At 69.8% G+C, this 23952-nt stretch carries 20 protein-coding genes and 3 pseudogenes; 12 read left to right on the top strand and 11 right to left on the bottom strand.

Translation table 11 applies throughout. The features are described 5' to 3' along the window. Window position 1: 1 nt before the first annotated feature. Window positions 2-316 carry a hypothetical protein gene (locus tag H8R17_RS22615; protein ID WP_187825029.1) on the bottom strand — a complete coding sequence of 105 codons (315 nt, stop codon included), beginning with the start codon at window positions 314-316 and terminating at the stop codon, window positions 2-4. 86 nt (window positions 317-402) lie between these two features. After that, window positions 403-702 (bottom strand): WXG100 family type VII secretion target, encoded by a 300-nt coding sequence (locus H8R17_RS22610; protein WP_018535737.1) that lies wholly within the window; start codon window positions 700-702, stop codon window positions 403-405. 182 nt (window positions 703-884) lie between these two features. On the opposite strand from H8R17_RS22610, the gene H8R17_RS47185 reads away from it, so the two are divergent. Further along, complete coding sequence (locus H8R17_RS47185) at window positions 885-1019, top strand: hypothetical protein (protein WP_262505420.1); 135 nt, start codon at window positions 885-887, stop codon at window positions 1017-1019. Window positions 1020-1166: 147 nt separating this feature from the next. On the opposite strand, the gene H8R17_RS22605 is transcribed toward H8R17_RS47185, so the two are convergent. Next, entirely contained in the window at window positions 1167-1613 is a 447-nt protein-coding gene (locus H8R17_RS22605) for a hypothetical protein (RefSeq protein ID WP_187825028.1), read from the bottom strand. A gap of 408 nt (window positions 1614-2021) precedes the next feature. On the opposite strand from H8R17_RS22605, the gene H8R17_RS22600 reads away from it, so the two are divergent. Together H8R17_RS22600 and H8R17_RS22595 are read left to right on the top strand one after the other, a co-directional pair. Beyond that, complete coding sequence (locus H8R17_RS22600; RefSeq protein ID WP_187825027.1) at window positions 2022-2213, top strand: hypothetical protein; 192 nt, start codon at window positions 2022-2024, stop codon at window positions 2211-2213. A 292-nt stretch (window positions 2214-2505) separates the two neighbouring features. Beyond that, window positions 2506-3483 (top strand): hypothetical protein, encoded by a 978-nt coding sequence (locus H8R17_RS22595; protein WP_223125363.1) that lies wholly within the window; start codon window positions 2506-2508, stop codon window positions 3481-3483. Between the two features lie 97 nt (window positions 3484-3580). Here H8R17_RS22595 and H8R17_RS22590 read toward each other — a convergent pair whose 3' ends face one another. After that, on the bottom strand, window positions 3581-4024 hold the full coding sequence (locus H8R17_RS22590) for a PIN domain-containing protein (protein WP_187825025.1): 444 nt from the start codon (window positions 4022-4024) through the stop codon (window positions 3581-3583). Further along, on the bottom strand, window positions 4021-4281 hold the full coding sequence (locus H8R17_RS22585; RefSeq protein ID WP_187825024.1) for a hypothetical protein: 261 nt from the start codon (window positions 4279-4281) through the stop codon (window positions 4021-4023). Before H8R17_RS22585 ends, H8R17_RS22590 begins: the two co-directional genes overlap by 4 nt. A 1181-nt stretch (window positions 4282-5462) precedes the next feature. Here H8R17_RS22585 and H8R17_RS45780 point away from each other — a divergent pair. From H8R17_RS45780 to H8R17_RS22570, 4 genes are all read left to right on the top strand, one after another. Continuing rightward, window positions 5463-5819 carry a hypothetical protein gene (locus tag H8R17_RS45780; RefSeq protein WP_262505428.1) on the top strand — a complete coding sequence of 119 codons (357 nt, stop codon included), beginning with the start codon at window positions 5463-5465 and terminating at the stop codon, window positions 5817-5819. Window positions 5820-5839: 20 nt separating this feature from the next. Then, window positions 5840-6091 (top strand): helix-turn-helix domain-containing protein, encoded by a 252-nt coding sequence (locus H8R17_RS45775; RefSeq protein WP_262505419.1) that lies wholly within the window; start codon window positions 5840-5842, stop codon window positions 6089-6091. A gap of 622 nt (window positions 6092-6713) precedes the next feature. Next, window positions 6714-7883, top strand: coding sequence for a GlxA family transcriptional regulator (locus H8R17_RS22575; protein ID WP_187825023.1), 1170 nt, complete (start codon window positions 6714-6716; stop codon window positions 7881-7883). Window positions 7884-8319: 436 nt separating this feature from the next. After that, window positions 8320-10464, top strand: coding sequence for a SpoIIE family protein phosphatase (locus tag H8R17_RS22570; RefSeq protein WP_316959496.1), 2145 nt, complete (start codon window positions 8320-8322; stop codon window positions 10462-10464). A 239-nt stretch (window positions 10465-10703) separates the two neighbouring features. On the opposite strand, the gene H8R17_RS22565 is transcribed toward H8R17_RS22570, so the two are convergent. Continuing rightward, window positions 10704-11072: a hypothetical protein gene (locus H8R17_RS22565; RefSeq protein WP_187825022.1), complete on the bottom strand. Its 369-nt coding sequence runs from the start codon at window positions 11070-11072 to the stop codon at window positions 10704-10706. Window positions 11073-11217: 145 nt separating this feature from the next. Here H8R17_RS22565 and H8R17_RS22560 point away from each other — a divergent pair. Further along, a pseudogene (locus H8R17_RS22560) lies at window positions 11218-11867 on the top strand (IS110 family transposase); the annotation flags it as partial. A 243-nt stretch (window positions 11868-12110) separates the two neighbouring features. On the opposite strand, the gene H8R17_RS22555 reads toward H8R17_RS22560, so the two are convergent. Together H8R17_RS22555 and H8R17_RS48775 are read right to left on the bottom strand one after the other, a co-directional pair. Then, window positions 12111-12347: a hypothetical protein gene (locus tag H8R17_RS22555; protein WP_187825021.1), complete on the bottom strand. Its 237-nt coding sequence runs from the start codon at window positions 12345-12347 to the stop codon at window positions 12111-12113. 1241 nt (window positions 12348-13588) lie between these two features. Beyond that, on the bottom strand, window positions 13589-14992 hold the full coding sequence (locus H8R17_RS48775; RefSeq protein ID WP_187825020.1) for a DUF2786 domain-containing protein: 1404 nt from the start codon (window positions 14990-14992) through the stop codon (window positions 13589-13591). A gap of 106 nt (window positions 14993-15098) precedes the next feature. Between H8R17_RS48775 and H8R17_RS22545 the strand changes: the two genes are divergently transcribed. Together H8R17_RS22545 and H8R17_RS22540 are read left to right on the top strand one after the other, a co-directional pair. Next, the gene (locus H8R17_RS22545; protein ID WP_187825019.1) at window positions 15099-15920 is read left to right on the top strand and encodes a hypothetical protein; all 822 of its coding nucleotides are present in this window, start codon (window positions 15099-15101) and stop codon (window positions 15918-15920) included. 369 nt (window positions 15921-16289) lie between these two features. Next, entirely contained in the window at window positions 16290-17669 is a 1380-nt protein-coding gene (locus H8R17_RS22540) for a hypothetical protein (protein ID WP_187825018.1), read from the top strand. 6 nt (window positions 17670-17675) lie between these two features. Here H8R17_RS22540 and H8R17_RS22535 read toward each other — a convergent pair whose 3' ends face one another. Together H8R17_RS22535 and H8R17_RS22530 are read right to left on the bottom strand one after the other, a co-directional pair. Beyond that, on the bottom strand, window positions 17676-18845 hold the full coding sequence (locus H8R17_RS22535) for a hypothetical protein (RefSeq protein WP_187825017.1): 1170 nt from the start codon (window positions 18843-18845) through the stop codon (window positions 17676-17678). Window positions 18846-19266: 421 nt separating this feature from the next. Next, a pseudogene (locus tag H8R17_RS22530) lies at window positions 19267-19491 on the bottom strand (helix-turn-helix domain-containing protein); the annotation flags it as partial. A gap of 579 nt (window positions 19492-20070) precedes the next feature. Here H8R17_RS22530 and H8R17_RS22525 point away from each other — a divergent pair. Further along, window positions 20071-22155, top strand: coding sequence for a hypothetical protein (locus tag H8R17_RS22525; protein WP_187825016.1), 2085 nt, complete (start codon window positions 20071-20073; stop codon window positions 22153-22155). A 121-nt stretch (window positions 22156-22276) separates the two neighbouring features. After that, window positions 22277-22591 (top strand): hypothetical protein, encoded by a 315-nt coding sequence (locus H8R17_RS22520; protein ID WP_262505418.1) that lies wholly within the window; start codon window positions 22277-22279, stop codon window positions 22589-22591. 524 nt (window positions 22592-23115) lie between these two features. Here the strand turns inward: H8R17_RS22520 and H8R17_RS22515 are convergent. Next, window positions 23116-23859, bottom strand: a pseudogene (locus H8R17_RS22515) (IS256 family transposase); the annotation flags it as partial. Window positions 23860-23952 lie beyond the last annotated feature (93 nt).

Below are 23952 nucleotides of genomic sequence, written 5' to 3'. Positions count from 1 at the left end.
CTCACGCGTCCTTCTTCGATTCGTCCAGCGAGCTGGCGCTGTCCTCGTCCGTCTTCGTGAAGTTCTCGGAGATCGTGTCCACGTTCTTGGAGAACGTCTTCACGTTGTCGTGAACCCGCTCGTGACCCGCCACCCACGCCTTGTCGAACGCATCGAGGGCCTCCGCGAGCCTGCTGTCGCCGACGAAGCTCTTGAAGTCGTCCCGGTCGCCGGCGGCATGGAAGAGCGTCGCGGAGTCCCCGATCAGATCCCCGATGTTCTCCAGCTCCCTGACCGTGTCCTTCAGGTCCTGCACGGGAACGCTGATCCGCCCCATCGGTGTCTCCCCTCCTGCTTCTCTCCTGCTGCGGCCGTCCGGCCCCGCCCTCACAGGGAGAGCGGGGCCGGACGGTGCGGGGCACGTCAGCCGATGGAGCCGGACGTCTGGTCGTCGGTGTCGACGAACGCGTCGGCGACCTGCTTGATGAACTCGCTGACGCCCTGCAGGCCCTCGATCGCCTTCTCGGTGCCGTTCTTGTACTCCTCCCAGAACGGACGGAACTTGCTCTCGGAGCCCGGCGTCGCGTACGCCGCCTCGACCATCTCGTCCATCTTGGTGTTGGCCTCGTGAAGGCTCTGCTGCATCAGTTCCTTCTGGTTCTGCAGCCAGGTCGACGCCTCCCGCATCTCGTCCGGGCTGATCCTGATGTTGCCGCCGGCCATGTCGGTTCCTTCTCTCGTTCCGGATCGCCGCGGCCGCTCGGCCGCTCACACCCGGCTCTACGGGGCCCCTGCCAGGCCGGTTCATGTCTGTTGCGGAACGGTGACGAAAGGAGGGGGCCGACGCCGTGATCAGGCCTGGGACCAGGCTCCCTTGGCCGGTACAGCTCTTCGGTGGACCGTGAGTGACGTCTCCTCACCAAGGGGCGGCAGACCGATACGGGGATCGGGGCCCGGAGCACGCGGTGCCGGGTGGCGAGATCACCGAAGAAATGATCAACAACGCCAAGCAGATCAAGGACATCACCGGCCAGTCCTGACCCCGCGGCCGGAGCCCCGCAGGACACCTGCCTGCTGCGGGGCGTCTCGCCCCTCCCCATCGCTTCTCCCCGTGCTGTGACGGCGCTCACCCTGAGCCACGTGATCGGCAGAGATGGAATCGGGGCAGCACCGGGCTGACGGGACGGTCAGCCGGCGAGGGAGGCAAGGAAGTCCCGGGCGGGCGGTGTGTCGCGGTAGGGGGTGAGTTTGTCGCAAGAGCCGCTCAGGGTGGAGGAGCTGCGGGCGGCGGCGACGCCGTCGAGCAGGGTGACCGCCTCGCTCGCGCTGGCGCAGGCGTGTTCGATGTCGTCCTGGGCGAGGCGGGCTTCGGCGGCGGGTGAGGTAGAGGGCGTGGTCGCGGTGGTAGCCGTCCTGGCGTCGAAGTGGCGCAGGGTGCGTGCCGGGTCGCCGAGATCCAGTGCGCACGTGCCGGCCAGGTTTTCCAGTTCGCCGGTTGAGAGCCAGTAGGACCAGGCCGGATCGTCCTCGTGCGGGCCCTGGGTGGGGGCGTCGTAGGCGGCGTTCAGGACGCGGGCGCACTTCGTGCGCTGGCCGGTCTTGGCGTAGGCCCGGGCAATGCGGGCGTGGAGCATGACCCGCACGCGCGGGGTGCCGCCCCCGCCGAGGGAGTTCTGGGTGACCTCTACGAGTCGACGGCGTCGGCGGGGTTGCCGGTGGAGTAGGTCTGGATGGCCACGCCAGGGTGTTGGCGCCGGTGGCGTGGTCATCCGCGGCTGCCGCGGCACGCAGGGCGGTGAGGAAGTAGCGCTGGGCGGCGGCGTGGTGGCCGGAGTCGAAGGACAGCCAGTCGCACAGCCGGGCGCCCTCGGCGACGGCGGAGTGGATCCGGGTGCCGACGGCATTGGTGTAGCGGGCGTCGTCCAGCAGGCTGGTGGTGAGCTTGAGTTCCTCGGTGGCAAGGGTGCGCAGGCTGGGCTTCAGCCCCTGGTGTGTTGTGGTGCGCTGGCCGTCGTCCAGCCCGGTCACCCCCGTCGGCGCCCATGTTCACCACGCATCTGCTATCGCTCGACGAGCGGTATCCGCTCTCCGCACTCGACCACCGTTTCGTCAGCATCGACGCCTCCGGCGTGTACGTCCGCGGTCGCCGCCTCAGTCCAGCGGGGGCCCACTCCGATCGTGTACGCCCGGAATCCGCCCACCTGCCGCTGACCCTCGCGAACTACTCGCGCTGAGCGGACGACACCGGTCAGGAGGTACGCGCCTCAAGCTTCCGATGCCTGCAAGCGAGATGCCGACTCTCAAAGGACCAAGATCGCGAGACAGGCGTGCTGTGGCGCGCGAATGAGACGGCCGACTACTTCCAGGTCAGCGCATCGGAATAGAGCATTCCGATTGAGCACCTACAGCCGTGTGCGTGGCGTCTGGTCGGCAACAGCTGGGGAGGCATGCTCGCCGGCGTCGATCCTGCCCGCCTCGTCGGTGAATCTGGCGGCAGCCCGGGATCACAGGGCGTTCGCCTACACAGTGGATCTGCGCAGCGGCGCGGTGAAGTCGGTGGCCACCGGTGTGGCCCTGAAGTACCACTCGCCGGGCTGCGGCACCGGCGACACCGCAGAGTTCACGATCAACCCAGGTGACAACCAGCGCCGCACGCAGGTGCTGACGGTTGACATGCCCAAGGGCAAGATCGAGCACTCTGTCACGGTTGACGGCCAGGTCACCAGTGTGGTTCCCACCAAGGACGGGCCGGTCGGTGTCCTGGGCGGTTCGCTGGTGCGGCTGCCGCGCAAGGGCCCGGCCAGCGGCCGTCCGGTCGAGGTCGCGAAGACCGGTGGGTTGGCTTACGACCTACGCCCGGAGGCCGGCGGGGGCGTGGACTTAGCCGTGCAGCTCGCTGCGGGCAAGTCTTCGCAGATCATGCGTGAGCGGTCAGGGAAGCTCAGCAGGCTGGGTGAGGGCAACCACACTGATCTGCAGTTGCTGCAGGGCCGGGCGGGGCACGCGATCGCGGTCGGCGCGTCCAGGACGGCGTCGACGTCGGGCCTGCACAAGGTGAGCACCCGGGGTCTGCCCAATGGCGCCACGGGTGTGTCATTGGACGGCGGGGCGGTGATGGGCCTGGGTGCCAAGACCGACCAGTCCGCGCCTCTAATCCTCGCAGGCCACAGCGGGAAGCTGCTCAAGCGGAAGGCCGCCGGGGCCTCGAAGCGACCTTCGACGTCCCTGCCCGCTCCGGCACCCAAGGCGGCGGGCGGCACATCCGCGGCCAAGTCCGCCTACAGCATTGGATCCGCCTCGCAGGCCGCGTCGCCGGGTATCGAGCCCGCGTCGCTGCGTACCGCGACGGCGGACACGACGGCTGTTGCGCCCGCCGCGGCGACCACCGTCTCCTCGACGACCCCGAAGTGTTCGGTCGGGCGTAACGAGGAGAACCGTCAGGTCATGCAGCCGGGCACCGCGCAGGTGTCCTGGGCGGCGCAGATGGCCGAGCAGGGGCGCTGATCACTGCCCGTCGGATTTCAGCGACGTGTCCGTGCGTTCCACCCGCAACTCGGACAGCACGGTCCGATAACCCGCTGCCCTGGGTATGAGGTTGTGGTCAGCCGAGTGGCTCGATCAGGACTGTCGTGCTGTCGCCGAGCAGCTTCTCCATGTCGTCGTTGTCCGAGGTGAAGAGGGCGACTTGGTCGGAGTTTGCCGTCTCGGCGAGAGCCACTGCTGCGAGCACGGCGTCGATGGCGTACTTGTGGCCGTGCAGCCCGGCGTCGGCCAGGAGTCGGCGAGCCGTTCGCACGATCGGGTCGCTGGTGTGCACCACGGTGATCCTGGACAGCGACCAGTCCCACAGGGGATGCTGCGCGCCTCGGCGCGGATCGAAGGCCTCGAGGGTTGTCAGCGCTGAGGTGGCGATGCGGATGCCGAGCTCCGGCGCGATCTTGATGATCTGCTTCAGCTCCTTGTCGCCACGCACCGCCCGGGACAGTGCCTCCGAGTCGAAGACGTAGGTCCGTTGGAGAGGAGTGCGGATGCCGCGCGGGCTCACGCGGCATCCGTGGAGCGGCGAGCCTCGTGCCGGGCGTCGATGGCGGCCACTCTCGCGTACGCGGCGTCCCAGTCGGCTTCCGTCATGGCGCCGTGTTCGGACTCCAGCCGGTCCCCGAGGTCGCGCAGTCGGTCGAGCTCGTCCTGCCGCTGCAGTGCCTGGGTGATGTACGCGGAGAACTCCCGGTCCTTGACCCGGCCGCGAATGGATGCGACGAGCTCTTCCGGCACGGTCACCGTGATCTTCTTGGTCGCCATACTTCAAATCCTACCAGCGTCTTCCTGTCGGCGTTGATTCCGAGGTCGCTCTCGTGCGCACATGGACGGCCCGGGCGACCGCCGCCGGACGGGATCTCGGTTGCAGACTCCGGCACCCGTGCGGCAGTTGTGTGTGGGGGGAGGGCCCCGCTTGTCGTGTTGGGACAACGCTTCCATATCGGCCGCATGGCCCAACCGGAGTGGGTCTCGGTGGCCGGTCGGTGGCCGGACGCCTTTGGACGGCGTAGTACGGGGCGGTGCGGACCAACCTGCCGTACGTGCTTTGATCAGGAAAAACGTCATTGGGTGGCACGGCACGGCACCACACAACACGATCACTCATGGTCTCGTAATGCGTAGGTCTCGGGTTCGAATCCCGAAGGCGGCTCCATGGTGAACCCCAGGTTAGGCCTCTGACCTGGGGTTTCTTGTTTTGGCTGACCTTGGAATTCGGGCCAATCGGACACGTGCGGTCTGTGCATCGCAATGCGTAGATCTGAGGTTTGCAGTCGGTGGCGGTTCTGCTCTGCAGGGCTGTGAGCTGGTCTTTTGTCTCTTGCGGTCGGATCGACTTGTTGAAGCCCGCGCCGTGCGGTAGGAGGAGGTGCGGTCCGCGCAGTAGCCTCAGGTCGTCCTTCGGGCTCGCGGGGACCAGGTCGTAGGCGTGACCGCGCTGGGGAATCGCATTGATTGCCGCGGGATCGGTGCCACCCTCCTGGTGCCGGGCGGTGTGCCGGCCGACTTCCACTTCGCCCCAGGCACGCACGACATACCCGACCCCCGACACCGTCCCGGAGGCGCTGGCGGCGGTTCGCGAACTGGCGCCTCGGGCGTCCCGGATTGTCGGGGTACGGGGTTTTCTCCTCAGCCAGGTACACGCGAACGTGGACAGCTGCGCGGTCGCCACAGGGCCGGGGCCGTCCGATAGCCAGCCAGCCTCGGGACAGGGTGGGCTGTCCAGGGTGGGGCTCTGCCCCATCGCGCAGCGACGCCCGAAGGGCGCCCTTGACTGGCCGCCCTGTCCCGCACCCTGAGAGATCGGGCGGCCCCGGCTCTCCGGCCTGCACGTGGCCCTCTTCAGAGTGGGGACGTATCTCTGTACCTCGCTGGCCGCGTTCAGGTGTACGCCGACACGGATCGCCTCTGTCTGCACCGGGGCATTCATGCTTGCCGCGGTGGGAATGCTGGACGGGCGTCGTGCGACCACCCACTGGGCGCACTGCACGGAGCTCGCCCGGGATTACCCCCACGTCATGGTGGACCCCGACGCCCTGTTCGTGCAGGACGGCCCCTTCATCACCGGAGCCGGGATCAGCGCGGGCACCGACCTGGTGCTGGCCATCGTCGAGAACGACTACGGAACGGACGTCGCCCGCCGGGTCGCCCGGTGGATGGTCGTCTTCCTCCAGCGTCCGGGCGGCCAGGCCCAGTTCAACGTCTGGTCCCAGGCGGGCATCCCCACCACGCGGGGCCTGCGGTGGTCCTCGACCCGGCCGCCGACCACTCGACCGCCACGATGGCCGCCCGCGTCGCGGTGAGCGAACGAAACCTGACGCGGATGTTCCGAGACGAGGTGGGCATGACGCCGGCCCGTTACGTGGAGCAGACCCGGCTGGAGCCGGCAAAGGTGCTGATGGTGACCAGCGACCATAGCCAGGAGGCCGTCGCGCGGCGGGCCGGCTTCGGCTCTCCGGAGACGATGCGGCGGATCTTCCGGCGCAACCTCGGAGTCTCACCGGGCGGCTACCGCAGCCGGTTCCGCACCACCGGCATCGACCAAGGGACGCCGAACCCGGACTCGGATGCCTGATCCGGCGATAGCTTCACGTCGAATCCCCCACCCGCGATCGGGCGATGATCAGCTTCTGGACGGTGCCGGCAGGTGCCTCGTCACCAGGCAGGCCGGGCTGCGACGGGCCGGGTAGCCCTTGGTGGCGAATTCCGGGGAGTCGTACTGGCGGGGACGGCATGGGGCCCCTTGGCGGCGGCCGAGTGCGTCGATGATCAGGGCGCCGCATCAGCGGCACGGCGCCCTGCGGACAGGACGGAAGCCGGATCCCACCAGCCGACGACCGTATGCCCCTCACCTATGGCACGGGGTAGGATATTGACACAAACATGCACTTATCGTGCCAAAGAACTCGCGGGTCAGGTGGCGATCCGATGGCGGCTGTCCTGGGTTCCCCCGGCCAGGTCGGCCCGGTTGGACGGGCCCGTGACGGCAGAGGGGCGCTGTGCCCGGCTCCTGGTCGTCCCCAGTGGTCCGGCAGTCCGTGCCCGCTCGCCGACCAGAAGACCACGGAGTCCGCCTAGACCAAGCGATCACCTACAGCTGGCGTCGCCCCCGCAATGCGGCTGTCGCGACCGGCGACGAACCCGGGGGCGAGGCGGCGACCCGGCAGGAGCGGCACTCCTCGGACAGAAGGCACACAATGGCAGAGGGCATCGCAACCAGGGCCTCGACCCCGCGACGGCGCATCGTTTTCCTCGTCTACGACAAGGTGACCCTCCAGGACGTCGCCGCTCCTCTGGAGATATTTGCGAGGGCAAAAGACTTCGGCGCCGACTACGATGTACTGCTCGCCTCGCCGACTGGCCGGTCGGTCCAGACCACCTCGTTCGTCAGTCTTAATGTCGATGTCGGGGTGGACGCGCTGGTCGGCGATCTGGACACTTTGATCGTTCCGGGAGGCGTTCCTCCTGACACTGACCCCCAGACGTATGCGAAACCCGAGGAGCCGACGCCCGACGCGATTCCCGCGGTGGTGGATGCCGCCGGCCGCCTGGTTCCGCAGGCCGGGCGGATCGCCTCGGTGTGCACCGGCGCATTCGTGCTCGCGAGCCTGGGGGTGCTGGACGGCCGTCGGGCAACGACGCACTGGGCGCACTGCGACGAGCTGGCCGAGCGTTTCCCACGCGTCGAGGTGGCCCCGGACGCGCTCTTCGTCCAGGACGGACCAGTGGTCACCGGAGCGGGCATCTGCGCCGGGGCCGACCTTGCGCTGGCGCTCGTCGAAGGCGACTACGGTGCCGACCTGGCCCGCCGGGTGGCACGCTGGCTTGTGGTGTTTCTCCAGCGTCCCGGCGGCCAAGCCCAGTTCAGCGTCTGGCACCGACGCGGTTCGGTGGAGGACAGTGGGGTGGCCAAGGCCATGGACGATGTGATCCTTGACCCGGCCGGCGACCACTCCGTGTCCGCGATGGCCCGCCGTGCGGCAATGAACGAGCGGCGCTTCGCCCGGTTGTTCACCCAGCAGGTCGGGATCAGCCCGGTGCGGTACGTGGAGCAAACCCGGCTCGAGGCGGCGAAGCTCATGCTCGGCTCCGGTGACAGCGGGTTGGAGGCGGTCGCCAGTAGCTGCGGGTTCGGCTCCGCGGAGACGATGCGCCGTGCCTTCCGGCGGAGTATCGGCGTCTCGCCCGCAGACTATCGGGAGCGGTTCCGCACAACCGGCATGCACCGTGAGGGCTCCCGACCCGACAGAACGGCCCGCGCCGACGAGGTCGTCCCCCCAGCCGGGGCGGGGCTTGGCCGTGGTCGCCGTGAGCGGCGGGGCCATCCGCGGCAGAACGGTCTCCGCCATGGAGATCACGGTCTTTGATGATGCCCGCAACCAAGCAGCACCTGCACTGTCCAGTGCAGATGCATCATGTGGTCCTGCGCCACCGCACGCAGGCGCAGGTCGCTGTCGCGGTGACTGCGTGTGCCTCGCGCACACGGCGAGCGCGACTAAGGCGAGTTCCGGATAGTCGACTGAGCCGGCCGGGGTGGCGCTGACATAACAGAGGGTCGTCACTCGGTGACAGCGAGGCGCCTTCGCTCGCCCGTCACCTGGGCATCTGCAGGCGCTGCGACAACGCCAGTCAGCCGGGGGCGACGTGGGTGGGCGGCAACGACTATGTTGGTGCCGATAGGAGTTGGTTTTGAATGATTTGTACGGTGGAGGATCTTCCCCACCTGCCACCGCACTGATGTGAGCGGAATGTGACCTGCGAGTGAGCTGAGGCGAGGTGGCAGTGGGGAAGAACGCCGGGCGCGTGAGTCACGCCGACAGGACCACGTCGGCGCGGCCCAGCCTTGTCGCGGCCTCCGATGAAGGGCCATGGGCTGCTGAGACGCTGACGCTGGCTCTTCAGCAGGCGACTACGTGCCTGGATGGCCTGGGTGCCTTGGTACACCGGCGCGATCCCGCTGCGGGTCGGCTGCACCTGGTGGCGGCCAGCGGGCTTGCCTCGGGCAACGCCGAGGCGTGGGCAGATCTATACGATCTGGACGATGTGGCGCCCGCACGCGCAGTGCAGCATGGCGCCTACGTGTGGGTGGGCAGGGACAGCCTGCGAAGCGGGGCCTCCGGCACAGCGGCAGTGCCCTTGCCCGGTGCCGACGGGCCGACTGGTGCGCTGTCCGTGCTCACGGCAGGCCCCGGCAAGCCGAATGACGTGCAGCGGTCCTTTCTCCATTCGGTGGCTGCATGGACTGCGGCGCGCCTTACGGGCTCACCTGGCACGCCGCCGCCAGGCCTTGATGCGGCGGCCGGGTCTGAGCGGACCCTCCGGATGAGCGAGCTGACTGCGGCGCTGGCCGAAGCCCTCACCTCCAGAGATGTGGTGCGGGCCGTCGCAGACCATGTCCTGCCACCCTTCGGCGCTGACGGGCTGGGAGTTTATGCGTTCGAGGGGTACCGAATGCATGTGGTCGGTCTCGTCGGATACCCGCAGGGATACCAGGGATACTGGAGTCGGCTCCGCGAGCTCCCGCTCACATCCCAGCCCATCATCGCCGACGTGCTCCGCGCGGGCACTCCTCTCTTCGTCGAAACAAAGGCCGCGCTCCTGCGGCGCTATCCAGAGATGGTCGGCTTGACGGCCACATCACCGAAGAACGCATGGGCGTTCCTGCCTCTCATCGCCTCCGGGCGTGCGATCGGCTGCTGTGTTGTCTCCTTCAGCCGACCGCGCTCCTTCAGCGAGGAGGAGCGCACCTTGCTGACAGCGCTCAGCGGTCTGGTCGCTCAGGCACTCGAGCGGGCCCGCCTGTACGACGCGGAACACGTCCGTGCGCAGGAACTGCAGCGTGGCCTGCTGCCCAGGACGCTGCCCGGCCTGCCTGCCGTCCGCGCCGCCGCCCGCTACCTGCCTGCGGGCCGAGGCGAGGCGGTGGGCGGCGACTGGTACGACCTGATTCCGCTGTCCGCCGACCGGGTCGCCATGGTGATCGGCGACGTCATGGGGCACGGCATCACCGAGGCGGCCACCATGGGCCGGCTACGCACGGCCGTACGCACCCTGGCCGACCTGGAAATGCCCCCCGACGAACTGCTCAGCCACCTCAACGACCTGGTCAGCGACCTCGGTGACGACTACTATGCCACCTGCCTGTACGCCATCTTCGACCCCGTCACCCGGATATGCAGGTTCTCCCTGGCCGGTCATCCCCCGCCCGTCTTCGTCCACCCTGACGGCACCGTGCACATCCCCGACGTGGCCCCCGACCCGCCCCTGGGCGCCGTCACACCACCGTTCGAAACGCACGAGCTGCGCCTGCCCGCGGAAAGCCTTGTCGTCCTGTGCACCGACGGGCTCATCGAATCCGCCACTCGGGACGCCGACCAAGGACTGGCCCAGCTCCTCCATACCTTGGCCCAGGCCGCTGCCCGGACACCGTACTTCCAGAAAGACCGGGACGATGACGCCGGGCGTCTCGAAGAACTGTGCGACACGGTCACCTCGGTGCTACTGCCAGATCGTGAACAGACCGACGATGACGCGGCCCTGCTCATCGCCCACACCCGAAGCACCGCCACCGAGGACGTTGCCACGTGCAGCTTCCCCCACGATCCCCAGGCGGCCTGGCAGGCCCGCGAATATGTCCGCAAACAACTTGCCGCCTGGGGACTGGACGACCTGATCATCACCACCGAACTCCTGGCCAGCGAACTCGTCGGCAACGCCATCCGGCACGCCAAGGGCCCCCTGAGCCTGCGCCTGCTGCACAGTCGGTCATTGATCTGCGAGGTCTACGACGGCAGCCTGACCACCCCCCGCATTCGCCGCGCCGCATACACCGACGAAGGCGGCCGGGGGCTGCAGTTGGTGGCCGCCCTCTCCCGACGCTGGGGCGCCCGCTACCACCACGACGGCAAATGCATCTGGACGGAGCAAGGCCTCCCGCACGAATGCTGACGGACCCCGTAGTCCGACAGGCTCGGCGGGCACGCTTCACCGCTGGGATGCGAGGCACGGCCCTCGGCGCCGCCTGGACTGTCGGCTGGGGCCGCTGGGACGTTGACGCCCCTGGGGGCGAGTGGCTGCGTAGCCCGATGTGCCGGATACCCGGGCCGACACGGTGCGAAAGATGTCAGGCCGGCGCTGCTGGGCAGTCTGCGATCCGCTCACGAACCGATGGGTCATGTCCCGTCCCCTCAAGCGGCACCGCTCACGCAAAGGGCCCCGGACGAGGAGTCCGAGGCCGCCTGATCAGGTAACCGATCAAGAAACATGCTGTTCAGAGCCTGTCTGATGCTGTGCCCAGGCAGGATTCGAACCTGCGACACCCGCTTTAGGGTTGCGGTTGTGAAGGCAGTCGCGGTGGCACCGTCGCGGGCTGTGAGGGTCAGCGTCTGGGCGAAGGCCAGCTCGAGGAGGATGTGGCCGCGGTTGATGTACCGGTGGGTTCCGGGGGCGTCGTCCAGCGGTTCGCGGGCCAGGAGTTCGTGCAGCGGAAGGTCGGCGCCGCGGTAATGGTCGAGTCGGGTGGAGGCCCGAAGAGTCCCGAGGGTGGGTGAAGACATCAAGGTCCTCCGGGGAAGGTTGTGGTGATGTCGGCTCCCAGCGTGGCGAGGCTGTCCAGGAGGTGGCCGTAGCCGCGTCGGAGGTGGTACATCCCTCGGATCGTAGAGGCGCCCTCGGCAGCGAGAGCGGCGATCAACAGAGCAGGACCTGGCCGACGGCCGACAGGTCACCTGGGCCATCGACATGACCGGCGGGGAGCCCGCGCTGCTGCTGGCCCTGCTGGTCAACCATGGCCAGGAGGTCCTCTACATCCTCGGCCGCGTGGTGAACCGAGCATCCGACGGCTACCGCGGCGAGGGCAAGACCGATGCCCGCGACGCTTTCGTCATCGCCGACCAGGCCAGGATGCGCCGCGACCTGCGGCCCGTCCGCCGCGGAGACGAAGCCGCCATCATCAAGCTGCTGACCGGACGCCGCGCCGACCTGGTCGAGGACCGCACCCGCGTGGTGAACCGGCTGCGCGGCACCCTGCTGAGCATGTTCCCGGCCCTGGAGCGAGCCCTGGACGTGACCAACACCGGCCCGCTCAAGCTGCTGACGGGCTACCAGACCCCGGCCGCGAATCCGCCGCGCCGGAGTCACCCGGCTGACCAAGTGGCTGGCGAACCGCAAGGTCCGAAACGCTGGCCGAAGCGGCGGTTGAGGCCGCCGAGCGCCAGCACACCGCCGTCCCCGGTGAGAAGCCCATCGCGAAGCTGGTCCACACCCTGGCCGAGGAGGTGATGGCCCTCAACGAGCAGATCTCCGAGGCGGACAAGCTCATCGAGGGCCGGTATCGCGAGCACGAACTCGCCCCGCCTGCACCAGGAACTCGTTGCTAAGGGCTACCGCGGCCACTACCAGCGGATCAAGATGGCCGTCGCGCCGCTGCGTCGCGGCCTGCCGATCAACACGCCGCGCGAGCGGCCGCCCTCGCCCCGGGAAGTCGCCCGCTGGATCACCACCGCGCCATCCCGGCACGGTCTGCACGCCGCCGAAGGACTCAGGCGGCTGCTCGAGCACTGCCCGGAACTGGACCGCACCCACGATCTGGTGCGTCAGTTCGCCGCCATGCTCGACGCCCGCGACGCCGCCCCGCTGCCGGACTGCTCGAGCAACTCACGACCGCCCGCCTCCCGGCCTTGGCCGGCCTGGCCAAAGCCATCCGCGAGGATCGGCCCGCAGTCGTGCAGGGCATCACCACCCCGTTCAGGCGTCAACGAGGCCGCATCACCGATCTGAAACTCCAGAAACGGATCATGGCCGGACGCGCGGGGGTCCCGCTGCTCCGCCACCGCGTCATCCTCTGGCCCTGCCTCCGACGCCGCTATCCGTGACGGAGCGTCACCGGCGCACGGTGGCACACCCCAGCTTCACGGAAATCTTGCCAGGGCCACGTTCACGTGTACGCCGACAGGCGTCGGAGCGATGGTGCTGAGATGCCCGGCGGAAAGGGACCAACGAGAGGCTGCCTGTGCCGCTCGCTAGAGCTGAGGGCGGAGTCCGATGCCCGAGGTAAGCGTTCCCACGACCCGGCGGAGTGGAAGCCAGGCCGCCGGTCCGGCGAGCCGTCCCGTGAACATCGGCCGGCGCGACGGTCGCTTGATGATCTGAGCGGAGCCGCCCGGTTCGTTGACCCAGCGGTCGCGGGAACAGCCTTCCGGCTACGCTGGAGCAGCTTCCCCTGGAGCGATCCGTTGGGAACGCAGGGTTATCGCAGGACATCTGTGGGAGGCTGACAACCTGGGTGAACCCGCTCCTTGCCGCCAGCGGTGTCCTTCCCGGTGGCCAGCCGGTGGCCAGCCGGTGGCCGGACGCCTTCGACATAACACGAGGTAGCACAGTTCAACCACCCGCACGTGCTCTGATCAGGTAAAACGTCACTCAGCAGCACGACCAGGCACCACGCAGCACGAACGCTCACGGTCTCGTAATGCGTAGGTCTCGGGTTCGAATCCCGAAGGCGGCTCCAAGGTGAACCGCAGGTCAGGCCTCTGACCTGCGGTTTTTTATTTTTCTTGACCATGGAAATGGTTCGCAGAGGCCGCTTCTGACCCGTATTGGAATGCGTAGGTCGCGACTTCTCCACTGTTGGTTACGTTGCTGGCTCGCGCGCCGCTGACCTGCATGTTTGCGGCAAGGGAGGGGTGCGGTAGTCGACTGGCCGGATGTGAGGGGTGGCCAAGGGGTGGCCATCAGTGCAGGCGCGGTGCAGTCGAGACGGAAGTGGATCATCCGAAGATGCGATTCGGGGAAGCGCTGGGAGGGGGAAGTGCGTACCGACGCTAGGCCTGGACGTCGACGGCGAGGGCCATCGCACGTTGTCGGGAAGTGCCAAGCAATGCAGTCCGCTCGCCTCCGATATCCGTGAAGCGAGGCTTGGAGGGGCTCGATGTACTCGAACACCGTCCACCCGCGTGAGGACTCGGGTCTCCGGGCCGATTTGGAGCGCTCGCGTGGGCCGTTTCGAACGATCAAGGCCCAGTCTCCGGAAGTGCGGACGTGTCCAGGTCGCCCTCACGGCGCGCGCCGCGCGTCAGCCAAGTGCGTCGGCGTGGCCGTGCAACTGCGCGCGGTTCGCGGCGGCCGTGCCGTGTGCCCAGCCCTCCCGGTCCCGGGCGTGCGTCTGGCTGTGGTTGTAGGACAGTTCCGTGAACAATTCGTCCACCTGGTCGTCCACCGCCTGGGCGCGGGAGGCCAGTACCGGCAGCAGCCCGGGCCCGTGGTCTTCGCCGGCCGCTTTGATGGCCTGTTCGGTCGCCCGGCTCAGCCGTTGGGAGATCCGGGTCGCGTAGGCCGTCAGGAAGGACTGCCGATAAGAGCGGGTGCGCGAGGCCCCGTCACGGTAGGTCCGGGTCCCGGCCGCCTGGAGCGCGGACTGCGCCTGCACCAGCAGGGAGGTGTACAGCAGCTCCACTGCCCGCACGTCGGCGGCGAAGCCGACCACGGTGGAGAAGCCCAGGTTCCGCGACCACACCGCGCGGCAGCGGTTGGCCTGCGCCACAGCCTGCAGCAGGTGCACCTTCGGTTCCTCGTACGGGGCGTCCACCCCGACCCGCACGCCCCCCGGCACTTGCCGGGTGCCCCGCTCGGTGTCCAGCAGTGCCGCGTCGATGCTGTGCCGGGCCATCAGCTGCTGCGCTTTGGCGGTGAGTGCCTCCGCCTCCTCGGGGAACTCGGTGGACTCGGCCTTCGCTAGCAGTCCGCGGACCTTGGCGAGCACCGGTGCCTCCGTACCGCTGCTACCAGCGGCATTGCCGGGGCCGGTCTTGCAGGGGGGCGGCATCAGCTGCGAAATCTCCGGGAGCCCGCTCAGCAGGTCCAGCAATTCCACCATGGCCCGCCCCAGTACGGTCGGCTCGCACTTCTCGCGGGCGGCGGCACCGGTCAGATACGCGTCGTCGTCGCCCCACCACAACTCGGCCGAAACGGAGGTGAGTTGACCGGCCCAACGCTCGTCCAGGGCCGCGGCCGGGTATGCGCGATGCTCGGCGGCGACCAGATCGGCCGCGAGCCGCCCGTGCCGCGCCTTGAGCTCGCGCCTTGCGGCGCGCACCACATCGGCGGGCTGCCAGCCGCGGTGCCACACCTCGTGCAGCACCGCACCGCCCGCCGCAAGCACCGCGTTGCCCATGCCCGCCTTGGTGAACAAGGCGGCGGCCCGCCCCAGCGCGGCCTCGCGGCGCGCGGAGTCCTCCAGCGGGATGGCGCACACCCTGCCCATCGCCTCGTCGAGCAGGTCGGCGACGGTCCGCGGCCCGCGCGGGCGCGGTACGGACGCCCCGCCACCCACCGTGCAGAACGGATCGCCGCAGTCGCAGCCGTCGGCACCGAACCCGAACGAGGCCCCGAAGGCCCGTTCCTGCTCCGCCCGTACCCGCTGCCGCGCGTCGCGCTGCTTCTTCTTGGCGCGCCGCCGTTCCTGGTTGCGCTTGCCCACCGGCCGTACCTCGTGCTCTTGCCAACGTCGCTGTCTCCGCACCGAGCGTAGTGGCCCCGGTCGCCCGCCGGCACCCACTGTCCTGCGGGTGCGCTTGAATGACCGCATGGCTGTGGTTATGGACGAGGAGACAGTGCACGCGTTCGCCGACGAAGCCGAGATCACCGAGGGGCGGATCCTGCTCGCCGACGGTGCGGTGGTCGAGGCGGAGAGCGAGCCGCGCGGCATCAGCGGCCTGGTGCGGGACGGCTCGGGCACCGCCTGCGACGTATGGGTACAGGTGGTGGGGCGGGACCTGACGGCCGAGTGCGACGGCCCGTGCGCCCCGGGGCCAGGACGCTTGTGCCGGCATGCCGTCGCCCTCGCGCTGCACGCTGTCGAACGGCGCCTGCCGTGGCACGCCGCGCCCGCCGACGACACGCGCCGCGTCCTCGGTGAAGCCCTGCACGCACTCACCGCCCAGGAGAAGGCCGCCGTACTGGAACAAATGCTGGCCGCCCGGCCCGAACTGCGCACGGACGCCGACCGGCTGGCCGCACGGCTGCTTGCCCCGCGCGCCCGTGCCGAACAGGCCGCCCTTCAGCAGCGGACGGCGGCCGAGGTCGAGCAGGCGCTGCGCACCCTGGACATCGACCACCTGAGCACCGGTCACCGCCCCGGCTTCGGCTACACCGACGTGTACGAGGCGGCGAGCCGCTTGATCAAGCCGGTCATCGAGCAGTACGAGGCCGACGTCCGCCGCCGTCTGGAACTGGGCATGACGGATGCCGCCGAGGCCGTGGCCCTCGGCGTACTCGACGGCTTGGACGCCTGCGAAGACGACTACGACGGCGACGAGGTGCTGTGCTATGCGGGGGAGGACCTCGCCGAGGCCTTCGGGTACACCATCCGCGAGCTGATGCGCACCGCAGGACGGGCTGTGGAGTAGCCCGGGGCCCGGTTCTGGCACGACGTCATGCTCGGCGACCATACAGTTGGCACCGCCCGTGCCGGCCTATCTGCTGAAGGACGACTGGATGTCGAAAGCACGCTGGGCCTCCTCGATGCGCACGTCGGCCTCCGCACTGCTCGCACGTCCCCAGACGACAGACACAGGTACGGCGGTGCGGCCGTCAGGTCGAGCCCGGTGCTCCAACCCGCGTCCATCCAGGCGCCGACCAGCGCCCGCTGCCCCGGCTCGGCCTGGGCCTGCTCGGCCTGCGCGACCCCCGCAGCAGCGCGGTGGCCTGCGCGGGACGCAGCACCAGCGCCCGCGCGATCTGCTTGGGGCCGCTGCCGCCCGCCCGGAAGGCCGTACGTGTTCCAGCAGTTCATCATCCTGGTGCACCACGCCAGCATGCTCGCCGCAGCGTCGCGCCGGGACGGGAACCCCCGGCCGTGGGACGATCGGCAGGTAGACCAGAGCGCGGCGGAGGTGTCGGCGTTGGCGGCGGACAAGGCGATGGCACAGCGCCTGCTGGGCTGGCTGGTGCCCGACGGCGATCCGCTCGTCGCGCTCTCGGCGGCCGAGGTCGAACGCTTCTGCTGGTACGAGCTGCCCCGCAAGTGGCACGGGGACACACCTGAGCAGCAGCGGGCCGTCGCCGTCCTGGCCGCCCTGCTGGCTGGAGCCGGCCGCGTTCGGGCCGCCGCGGTGTGCACGAGCGCGACCACCGCTCAGGTGCTGGCGGCCTGGCAGCGCTCCGAGGAGGCGGGCTTCGCGGCCTACCACAAGGCCGCGGCCGCCTCGCCCACGACCCCGCCGGACGTACCCGAGCTGAGCTGGGGGCAGGTCATGGGCATCCAGGAAGCGCTGGCCCGAGCCAACCTCGAACATCGACTGGAGCAGGCCCTGGACGAGGGCGAGTTCGACCCGGACGCGCGTACGTTCCCGGCCGCGCGCCGACGGCTCGTCCAGCACTGGCTCACCACCGCGCAGCCCGTGTTCGAGGGCCGCGCCCCGCTGGAGGCCGTCCGCCACGAACGGCGCGAGTTGTGGGCCGCGGCGCCCCCGGCCGAGCGCCGCGCCCTGCTCGCCGCCGTCCTGCCTGCCCTGGAGGAGTCGGATGCGGCACCCGTGGACACGGCTGAGCCGCTGCGGTGGCTGCTGGAGCAGATCGGTGACGGCGTCACCCTGACCCAGGCCGGCTACCTGCCACGGGAACTGGTGGCAGCCGCGTTCGCCCGCTACCCGCACTGGTACCCGATCGGCAAGGGGCCGCGCTCGGAGGCGGACCTGTTCCAGCTGGCCGACCTGCACGAACTCGCCCGCACCCACCTACTGGTGACCAAGCGCCATCGTACGCTCAAGCTCTCGGCTGCCGGCCGCGCCCAGCTGAGGGACCACCAGCTGCGCCAGCACACGGCCGCGCTGGCCTGGCTCGGCACCACCGCGGCTGAGCGGCAGGTGGCCGAGTCCGCCCTGTGCGCGCTGTGGGCGGAGCCCCGGCCCCGCGCGGACCTGCGCGATGCTATCCATCCGGTGCTTGCTGCGGGCTGCACCCACAGCGACGGCACCGCGATGGAGGGGAAGGACACCGAGCGACTGCTGTGGAGGTTCTGGCACACCGGGCGCGAACTCGGCTACCTCGAGCGGGAACGGTCCATCGACGCCCCGATCTCCCTGTCCGCCACCGGCCGCCCGGCTGCCCTCGCCGCCCTCCGTCTCCTGGCCGAGGGTCCACGCGACCACATCTGAGCGCCCTCAGCGGGCCGTCAGCCCGGCGTCGGTGAAGCGCCGCATCAGCGAGGGCTTGCCGCGGTGCTGCTCTCGCAGGTCGTGCAGGCGTCGGGTGAACTCCTCGGGGGTGCCCGCCCGGTCGTGGATCTCGCGGAGATCTTTCAGAAGGGTGACGGCGGCGTCGTAGGGGCCGGGCTGCTTCTGCCCGATCAGGTGGGCGACGTCCTGCCAGGCTTGCTCGGCGTTCTCGGCCAGGCGTTCCAGGTGGCTCTCGCGAGCCCGCTGTTCGGCTCGGCGGGCCTGGGCGCGGGCCTGTTCTTGCTGCTGTGTGTGCTCGCTGCGCACCTCGTAGGCGGCGTCGAGGAGCTCCGCGGCTGAGCGGCGCCGGGCAGCGGTGGACGGTTCGGCCATGCCGCGGGACGCGGCGCGGTGGCGGGCCAGCAGAGTGGGGCCCGGTTGCGGGGCGGTGCCCAGGGCTGCGTCCAGCAGCAGGGTGTCCTTCTCGCGTAGGGGCAGGGCGCGGATCCAAGCGGCGAGTGCGTCCTTGTCGATCGCCTGGGACGGGGCGGCACCGCTGACGCGGGCAGCCGCGGTGAGCAGATGCGGATCGATGCACAGGAAGTCCGCCAAGGCCTGCTGTGGGCCGGTGAGTTGGGCAAGGCCGGCGGGTACGGGCGGCTCGAGGGTGGAGGTGTACTCGTCCTCGTCGACGTCCTCCTCCAGCTCCCAGCGGGTGAGCGCGGAAAGCCAGGCCAGGTAGAGGGGGCGCAGGTCGCCCGCGGCGAGTTCGGTACGCAGGGCGGTGAAGGACGCGAGGGTGAAGGAGGTCTCGAAGTCCCACTCGCCGCCGTCCTCGGCCTCGTAGGAGAAGTCGAGCAGCAGGTGCCCTTTCCTGGTCCAGCAGGTCAAGGCGTCTTCCGCGCAGTACGGTTCGGCACTGCCGGCGGGCAGCACTGTGGTGGGCAGGCGCAGCATAAGGCGCCGCGAGCCCCAGTTGGCGAAGTACAGGTGGGCGTCGTACACCTGCTCCATCAGTTTGCGCTCATCGCCGCGGAAGTTGCCGTAGTGGTACTCGTTGACGAAGTGCGTCGTGCTGACCCGGGCCCGGCTCGACAGGGCCCGCACTTGCTCGAACTCGTCGTCGGTCAACGGCCGGTCGATGACCTGGAACTCGTAGTACTGGTACTCGCTCACGTCCGGGCAGACTACCGCCAAGCGCTGCGGCTCGTCTCACGGGACCTGGATGTGATCCCTCCTTCGGGGCCCGTCCACGGTTACGGCCCCGGCGGCGCCGTCGGGTTCGTAGGCCCGGGCCGAGAACCGGGTTCGCAGGGGTCGGAGGGCAGGCGCGTGGCAGTGACACCGAGGGAACGGCTGGCTGGGCTGCTCGGCGGGGCGGAGACGGCGGGGGCTTTCAGCGCCCAGCTGGAGGCGCCGGTGGCCGGCCTGGGCCTTGAGGTGGCCGGGGACGGGCCGGTGCGCCTTCCGCTGCGGGAGCCCCAGGTGAAGCGGCTGATCTCGGTGGCACGGCTGGCGCGGCTGCAGCATCCTGCGCGGGGTGGCACGCAGGAGATGCGTCACTCTCCGCGCCAGATCCGCTGCAGATCCACGAGTTGGCCGGCATCGTCGGCGTCTCCCGCAGCAGCTCACGGATCTGCACCTCAACGGCGTCGACCACCGAGCCCTTGGCCAGACGCTCGTACTTCGGCGGCCGGTCACTCGCCAGCGCCCGCTTGACTGTGTTCTTCGAGATGCCCAGATGCCTCGCGATCGCCCGGATCGGCATCTGCTCGGCCCGGTGCAGCCTGCGAATCTCTGCCCAGTCCTCCACGCGGATCACCCTCTCCCTCCTGACCTCAGATCAAGATCAGGTTCAGGCGAAGATCACCAAGTGGGTCACTTTTGATCCGCCGTCAGAGGGTCAGGATTCGAGCGACGCCGAGACGTACGCGCCCTCCCACACGTCCCGCCAGCGGTCGACGTGGGCACGCTCGCCGTCGGTGTTCTCGTTCTGCACCGCCGGGGCCACGTAGGCGACGAGTTCCGCCCCGCCGCCCGTGCCTCAGCGGGTTGTCAGGCCGACGCTGGTGAGGCGTCGTATCAGCGAGGACTTGTCGGCCCCTTGGGTCAGTCTCGGCGGTCGGGCATCCGACGGTGGATCTCTCGCCAGTCGGGGGAAAGGGTCCTCGCATACCTCCGCACCCGGTCCTCCATCGCGCCCCGTTGCCTTGAAGCGTGCCGACGTCGCCCCCTCGGCTCACTGATTGGATTAGCGAGACGTAGTCATGCCGCGACAATACGTGACCGTACTCCTGGCGGTAGCTGGCCGCTCGTCCTCGGACGTGTTGTGCGTCGCGGTTCGGCGGTAGCGTGGCGCGGCAGGGAGTGCTGAGGACAAGTTTGGCGGGTTTTCATGCGGATGCGGTTCGAAGCCGGTGCCGAGGAGGAGTTCGAGGCGGCGTGCGGGCTGCTGGTCGACCGGCTGGTCCGGTGGGCCGGGGAGCAGGGGCTGCCGGTGGACGGGTTCATGGCCGAGTCGGCGCTGGACTACCGCCACCGGGCGACTGCGGATGGTCGGCTGGGGCTGTGGGAGCCGCGGCATGTGGAGGAGCTGCTGCTCTCCTGGCTCCCCCAGAAGGTCACCGAGCTTCCCGGGGAGGAACGCGGCGATGCCCCCGGCACATTGCGTACGCTGCTGCGCTTTCTTCACGCCGTGCAGTTGGCGGATCCGCGGGGCCCCGCACTTGAGGACTCCCTCGCCGCGGTCGACGCGGTTGCGGAGCTGTATCCGGGGGCGATGGCGGACCGTACCCGCTGGGGTTTGGCGAAGTTCTGGGCGATGACAGCCGCCGAGCAGGGCGTGGATGTCCTGGACGGGGCGGCGTTGCAGCGGTTCGCGGAGCGTGCTCAGCGCGGAGAGGTCGCCTACGACCAGCAGGCCCTGGACACGGTCATGGAACGGCGGTTGACCGGCCGTGCTCTGTCCAGTGTGGCTCGGGCCGAGCCGCAACTGCCCGTGGTGCTGCCCCCGGACGACGAGCTGCGCCGACGGGCCGAGGCCTCGACGATCGTGGGGCAGTTGCGCGGGCTCGCCGAGTGGGCGGGGCGCGACGGCCGCGCGGTGACGGCGGCGGGGCGGCTGCGGATGGCCGATGCCCGCGAGCTGGTGGACGTGCTGGGTACCGGCGACAAGGCCGAGGGGGTGCGCTCCTCGGCCGATCTGCCGCGGCTGGGGCTGCTGGTGGAGTGGGCGAAGAAGGCGCGGCTGGTCCGGGTGGCCAAGGGGCGGTTGTATGCGGTGGCCAGGGCCCGGCCGGTGCTGGCCGATCCGCTTCAGCTGTGGCTGCGTGCTGTCGAGGCGTGTTTCGAGTTGCGGCAGGCCCTGATCGGGGCGCGCAGTGGCTGGCACGTCGAGTCGATGCTCTTCGATGCGTACGAGGACGTGCTGGGGGACGTGCTGAACACGCTCTACAGCTTGCCGTACCCGATGCCCTGGCCGCGGCTGCGTGACTCCGTTCACCTGGCCTACCGGGTCCGCTTCCAGTTGGACGGCGGGTCGGACGTCCAGCACCGGATGTGGTTCGAGCACGCCGACCGGGACCTGCGCACGGTGCTTGACACGCTGGTGGACCTGGGCGCGATCGAGCGTGAGTGGGGGATGGCAGATCCGGTGTTCCTCGAGGTCGACCTTTCCGCTGACCCGGAGTTGCCCGAGGGCATGCCGCCGGAGCTCGCGGAGCTGCTGGGCGCCGCAGGGGTGGCGCCGGACCCGGCGGCACAGGAGCGTGACCGCCGTCTGCGTGAGGAGCTGACTGCCGGACCGGTGGAGCTCCTCCGTCTCACCGAGCTGGGTACCCGGGCGGTACGGCAGCGGCTGCTGGCGGTCGGCCGGGACGCACCGCTGGTCGGCGAGCTGGCCCAGGCGTCGGCGGCCGGCCTGCTGGGTGTGCTCGCCGACGACTACGACCCGGATGCCGCCCGCGTGGAGCTGGCCGACTGGATCGCGGCCCTGAGCGAGCGGGATGCCGCGCTGCGGCAACTCGTCGAAGCGGTACGGTCCATGCCCTTCCGGGTGCGTGGGCAGGCGATGCTCGCTGTACTGCTGACGGCGTTGCCGGACGGCGAGGGCGAGCGGCTGCTGCGCGGGCTGCGCGGCGACGCAGCGCTGGCGCCGCTCGTGCTGACCGCGCTGGCGCACCATGAGCTGCTGTCCCCCGAGGACATGACCGATGCCGAGCATCTGCTGCTGATCGCAGAGAACCTGCTCCAGCTCGTGGAATTGGCGGGCGGCGGGGACGGCGCCGAGGAGGTGCTGCGTGCCCAGCGCCGCGATACCAGGGACGCGGTTGCCGCCGCATTGGACTCCGCGCACCCGGACCGGGCCGGACTCGAAGAGCTCGGGCAGCTCGCGGCCCGGGCACTGCGTACTCCCGCCGCCCGCGTCGGCCGCGCCCGGAAGCGTCGGCGCACCGCCGGCAAGAGTGGCCGCAAGCGGCACCGCTGACCAGGGCATGACCGCCTGCTCATGAAGGCGCCAGGTGAGACCGGAACCGGCCACGGCGTCGGGCGGCGGGAAACCGGACCGGCGTCGTACGTCCCCGGTGGCGCGCGCTACGGTCGGAGCCGTGGCCGAGGGATGGGACGAGGACGGGCTGCGAGCCGTGCGAGGCGCGCTCCACATTCAGGACTGGGTGGCGCTGCTTGCCGCGTTGCAGCGTGGAACCGTGCGTGAGGTGCTGCAGCTGGCCGGCGATTGTGTGGCCGGGGCCGCGGCGCGGGGCCTGCCGGGGGCTGCGGAGATGGCGGCCTCGTTTATCGGCGAACTCCAAAAGCGCGGCTTCCGGGGCGACGAGGAACTGGCGCACCAGTTGCGAACGGCCATGGGAGATGCGGCGATCTCCCTCCTGCTCCCCGCGCAGTCCGCTGAGGACGCGGCGTAGTTTCGCCCATGGCCTGGAGGCCGGAATCGCCCATGACGCGCAGGGCCCCGGCGGACCGCTCGTCGCGGTGCGCAGCGAGGGCCGCGGCGCCGTCGGCGAGACCGACCATGACCGAGAGGTTGAGGCCAACGATGTTGCGCATCTCGCGCGCGCCCCGTGAGCGCCCCATCGCCGCGGTGAGCCGGACGCGCTGGGCGCGTTCTGTCTCCAGGCGGGCGGCCCGGTCCTCCAGCACCGTCGGGTACATCCGCCGGGTACGGAGCGTCAGGCCGGGCGACAGCCCCGTGGCCGTCCCGAGCAGGTACACCAGGCCGAGGGAGCGCTCGCGATCAGAAGACGGCGAGGGCCGGTTCGACGAGGCTCACCCGGAGCCCGGTCCAGGCCCCGCAGGGATCCGCGCAGAGCCAGGCTGTACAGGGCGACCGGCGCGCTGACGGAGGCCGGCTGCCACACCCCGAGCGATCGCCCAGAGTGACACCGGACACTTATCGGGGAGGGGCGCTCACCTGTCGCCTCCCAGTGGGCCACCCGCTCCCCGCACCGATGGCATCCACGAGGCCGGCGTGGGCGTCCGAGATGACCAGCTGGACACCGGACAGGCCGCGGGCGATCAGCGAGCGCAGGAAGGCGAGCCAGCCGGCGCCGTCCTCGGCGGTGGCGACGTCCAGGCCCAGGATCTCGCGGTGCACGTCGGCGTTGACGCCGACCGCGATCAGGGCGTGGACGTTGATGATGTGGCCGCCTTCGCGGACCTTCTGGGTCAGCGCGTCGACCCAGACGAACGCATACGGCCCGGCGTCCAGCGGCCGGTTGCGGAACGCGGTGACCTGCTCGTCCAGGTGCCGGGCCATTGCCGAGACCTGGGACTTCGACAGCTGCGTGACGCCGAGGGACTCGGCGAGCTTCTCGACCCGGCGAGTGGAGACGCCCAGCAGGTAGGCGGTGGCCACCACCGAGATGAGGGCCTGCTCGGCCCGGCGGCGGCGTTCGAGGAGCCAGTGCGGGAAGTAACGTCTCTGCCGCAGCTTGGGGATGGCCAGTTCCACCGTGCCGGCGCGGGTGTACCACTCGCGCGGCCGGTAGCCGTTGCGATGGTTGACTCTCTCCTCGCTGACCTGCCCGTATTCGGCATTGCAGAGGGCGTCGGCCTCCGCGGTCATGAGCGCGTCGGCGAACGTCCTGACCATCGCGCGCAGCAGATCGGGACTCGCCGCGGCGAGGTTCTCCTCCGCGAGGGCGTGCAAGGGCAGACTGTCAGGTGCGGTCATCGTGCTGATCTCCTTCCGAGGCTTCGACATCTCGAAGATCAGCCGGTGGCCGTTCTTGTATCCGGACACTCACTCCGACGCCGGGGTAAACGC

This window comes from Streptomyces sp. TRM68367, assembly GCF_014495685.1.
GTDB lineage: Bacteria > Actinomycetota > Actinomycetes > Streptomycetales > Streptomycetaceae > Streptomyces.
This window is presented reverse-complemented; position numbering and strand designations above follow the sequence as displayed.

What these genes read in the sequence shown, in the direction of transcription:
- H8R17_RS22545 (WP_187825019.1), top strand. Translation starts at nt 15,099, where the DNA reads ATGGCTGTGGTTATGGACGAGGAGACAGTGCACGCGTTCGCCGACGAA.
- H8R17_RS22575 (WP_187825023.1), top strand. Translation starts at nt 6,714, where the DNA reads ATGGCAGAGGGCATCGCAACCAGGGCCTCGACCCCGCGACGGCGCATC.
- H8R17_RS45775 (WP_262505419.1), top strand. Translation starts at nt 5,840, where the DNA reads ATGTTCCGAGACGAGGTGGGCATGACGCCGGCCCGTTACGTGGAGCAG.
- H8R17_RS45780 (WP_262505428.1), top strand. Translation starts at nt 5,463, where the DNA reads ATGCTGGACGGGCGTCGTGCGACCACCCACTGGGCGCACTGCACGGAG.
- H8R17_RS22610 (WP_018535737.1), bottom strand. Translation starts at nt 702, where the DNA reads ATGGCCGGCGGCAACATCAGGATCAGCCCGGACGAGATGCGGGAGGCG.
- H8R17_RS22615 (WP_187825029.1), bottom strand. Translation starts at nt 316, where the DNA reads ATGGGGCGGATCAGCGTTCCCGTGCAGGACCTGAAGGACACGGTCAGG.
- H8R17_RS22600 (WP_187825027.1), top strand. Translation starts at nt 2,022, where the DNA reads ATGTTCACCACGCATCTGCTATCGCTCGACGAGCGGTATCCGCTCTCC.
- H8R17_RS22565 (WP_187825022.1), bottom strand. Translation starts at nt 11,072, where the DNA reads ATGTCTTCACCCACCCTCGGGACTCTTCGGGCCTCCACCCGACTCGAC.
- H8R17_RS22605 (WP_187825028.1), bottom strand. Translation starts at nt 1,613, where the DNA reads ATGCTCCACGCCCGCATTGCCCGGGCCTACGCCAAGACCGGCCAGCGC.
- H8R17_RS22585 (WP_187825024.1), bottom strand. Translation starts at nt 4,281, where the DNA reads ATGGCGACCAAGAAGATCACGGTGACCGTGCCGGAAGAGCTCGTCGCA.
- H8R17_RS22525 (WP_187825016.1), top strand. Translation starts at nt 20,071, where the DNA reads ATGCGGTTCGAAGCCGGTGCCGAGGAGGAGTTCGAGGCGGCGTGCGGG.